This window comes from Corallococcus praedator, from assembly GCF_003612125.1.
GTDB classification, from domain to species: Bacteria; Myxococcota; Myxococcia; order Myxococcales; family Myxococcaceae; genus Corallococcus; species Corallococcus praedator.
Genome location: NZ_RAWI01000704.1, coordinates 1 through 2,165, shown reverse-complemented (window position 1 = coordinate 2,165; position 2,165 = coordinate 1). Strand labels below are relative to the sequence as shown.

General features: G+C 72.1%; 3 protein-coding genes. 2 read left to right on the top strand and 1 reads right to left on the bottom strand.

The window, feature by feature from the left end; genetic code table 11:
- Positions 1–243: 243 nt before the first annotated feature.
- Positions 244–1,086 carry a 2-oxo acid dehydrogenase subunit E2 gene (locus D7Y13_RS41045; protein ID WP_120538417.1) on the top strand — a complete coding sequence of 281 codons (843 nt, stop codon included), beginning with the start codon at positions 244–246 and terminating at the stop codon, positions 1,084–1,086.
- Between the two features lie 29 nt (positions 1,087–1,115).
- Positions 1,116–1,349, top strand: coding sequence for a hypothetical protein (locus tag D7Y13_RS41040; RefSeq protein WP_120538416.1), 234 nt, complete (start codon positions 1,116–1,118; stop codon positions 1,347–1,349).
- 19 nt (positions 1,350–1,368) lie between these two features.
- Here the strand turns inward: D7Y13_RS41040 and D7Y13_RS41035 are convergent, their stop codons facing one another.
- Positions 1,369–2,118 carry a glucose 1-dehydrogenase gene (locus D7Y13_RS41035; protein WP_120538415.1) on the bottom strand — a complete coding sequence of 250 codons (750 nt, stop codon included), beginning with the start codon at positions 2,116–2,118 and terminating at the stop codon, positions 1,369–1,371.
- Positions 2,119–2,165: the final 47 nt, after the last annotated feature.

Sequence of the window (2,165 nt, the reverse complement as noted above, 5' to 3'; positions counted from 1 at the left end):
TACACCCTGGAGTTCGTAGGCAGCGTCAGATATGTATAAGAGACAGCTTGGGGGGCGTCTTCGCGGGCGGCGCGGCCTGCAGGGCCAGGGACAGGACCAGGGCGAGGGTGCTCATGCGGATGTGCCTCGGGGCATGGGGAAGGGGAGGACTTCGCGGCCCTGTGTCTAACAGGGGCGCCCCGCCGCGCGCAGCGCTCCGGTTGCGCGCCGTTCACCCGCGTGCGATGCCGCCAGGGGCTCCTCATGAACCTGGACCTGAGACCCGCGCCCCCCGCCAGCGCCTTCCGCAAGCTCGCGCTGGGCACGTGGCGCGCACCCCGCGACCCGACCGCGTATGCCTCGCTGGAGGTCCGCATGGAGCCGGCCCTCGCGTTCATGGCCTCGCACCGCACCCGGACGGGCCGGCGCCTGACGGTGACGCACCTGGTGGCGAAGGCCGCCGCGGACGCGCTGCGCCTCCACCCCGAAGCGAACGTCGTGCTGCGCGGCAACCGCCCCTGGCAAAGGCGGGACGTGGGCGTCTGCGTGCTGGTGGTGCAGCCGGCGCAGGGCTCCTCGCGGGTGGACCTGACCACCGCCACCGTGCACCGCGCGGATGCACTGTCGCTGGAGGCCCTGACCGACGCGCTGGAGGCGAAGGTGTCGCGGGTGCGGGCGCGCGAGGACGTGGAGATTGAACGGGGCAAGCGCCGCTCGTCGCTGCTGCCCGGGTGGTTGATGGGCCCCGCGCTGCGGCTCTTGTCGTTCGTCTGGTACGGGCTGAACGTGGACCTGCGCTTCGTGGGCATGCCCTTCGACCCGTTCGGCTCCGTGGCGGTGACGAACCTGGGCTCGCTGGGCCTGGAGCAGGGCTTCGTCGCGATGGTGCCCTACACCCGCGTGCCCCTGCTGCTGGCCCCGGGCAAGGTGCGCGACGTGCCGGTGGTGGAGGCGGGCGCGCTGGTGCCCGGCAAGGCGATGACGCTCACCTGCACCTGGGACGCGCGCCTCATCGACGTGGACCTGGCGGCGCGGGTGCTCCGGCACATCGGCGGGGCGCTGGAGGACCCCCGGGGGTGGGATGCACCCGGGGCGGAAGCGCGGTAGAACGGGGACGTCACCTGGAGGTCACCGCCATGTCCGTGGATCCCTACCGTCGTGTCGGCTCGTCCCGCCCCGTGGGGCGCGTGCTGGGCGGCCAGGACCGTTTCGAGAAGGAAGCGCTGGAGGGCCCCGCGGAAGGGCCCCTCGCGATGGAGCGCCGCCAGCGCATGGCGGGAGGCCCCCTGCCGGTGAACGGCGAGAGCCCCTTCGCCGCGAAGCTGCGCAAGCTGGGCGCGTCGAACCCGGAGGGCGGCAAGGAAGGCTGAAGCCCGCGCCCTTGCGCGCTCAGACCTGCCCGGAGCCGCCGTCCACGAACAGCTCCGTGCCGTTGACGAAGCTGCTGTCGTCCGTGGCGAGGAACACCGCCACCTTGGCGACCTCGTCCGGTTCGCCCATGCGGCCCAGCGGGATGGTGTTCGTCAGGTGCTGCTTGAGCTGGGCCGCCGCGTTCGCGTCGGGCGCCAGCCCGTTGAGTCCCGGCGTGTCGATGGGGCCCGGGCTGAGGGTGTTCACGCGGATGCGGCGCTCCTTCAGGTCTGACGCCCAGGTCCGCGCGAACGAGCGGATGGCGGCCTTGGTGGCGCCGTAGACGCTGAAGGCCGGCGAGCCATCCGAGCCCGCGATGGAGCCCGTGAGGATGACGGACCCGCCATCCTTCAGGAGGGGGAGCGCCTTCTGCACGGAGAACAGCGTGCCCTTCACGTTGACGTCGAAGGTCTTGTCGAAGTGCGCCTCCGTGATGGAGCCCAGCGGCGCGAACTCCCCCAGGCCCGCGTTGGCGAACACCACGTCGATGTGCCCCGCCTGCTGCTTCACCACCGCGTAGAGCCGGTCCAGGTCCGCCATCACCGCCACGTCCCCCTGGACGCCCACCGCGCCGTGGCCAATCTCCTTCACCGCCCGGTCCACCTCCGCCTGCCGGCGGCCGGTGAGGAACACCTTCGCCCCTTCGTTGGCGAAGCGCTTCGCGGTCGCGAAGCCGATGCCCGTCGTCCCACCCGTCACGACCGCCACTTTTCCGTCGAGCCTGCCCATGGTCCTGCTCCTTCACGCGCGGAACCTTGCGCCCCGCGAAGCCCCTG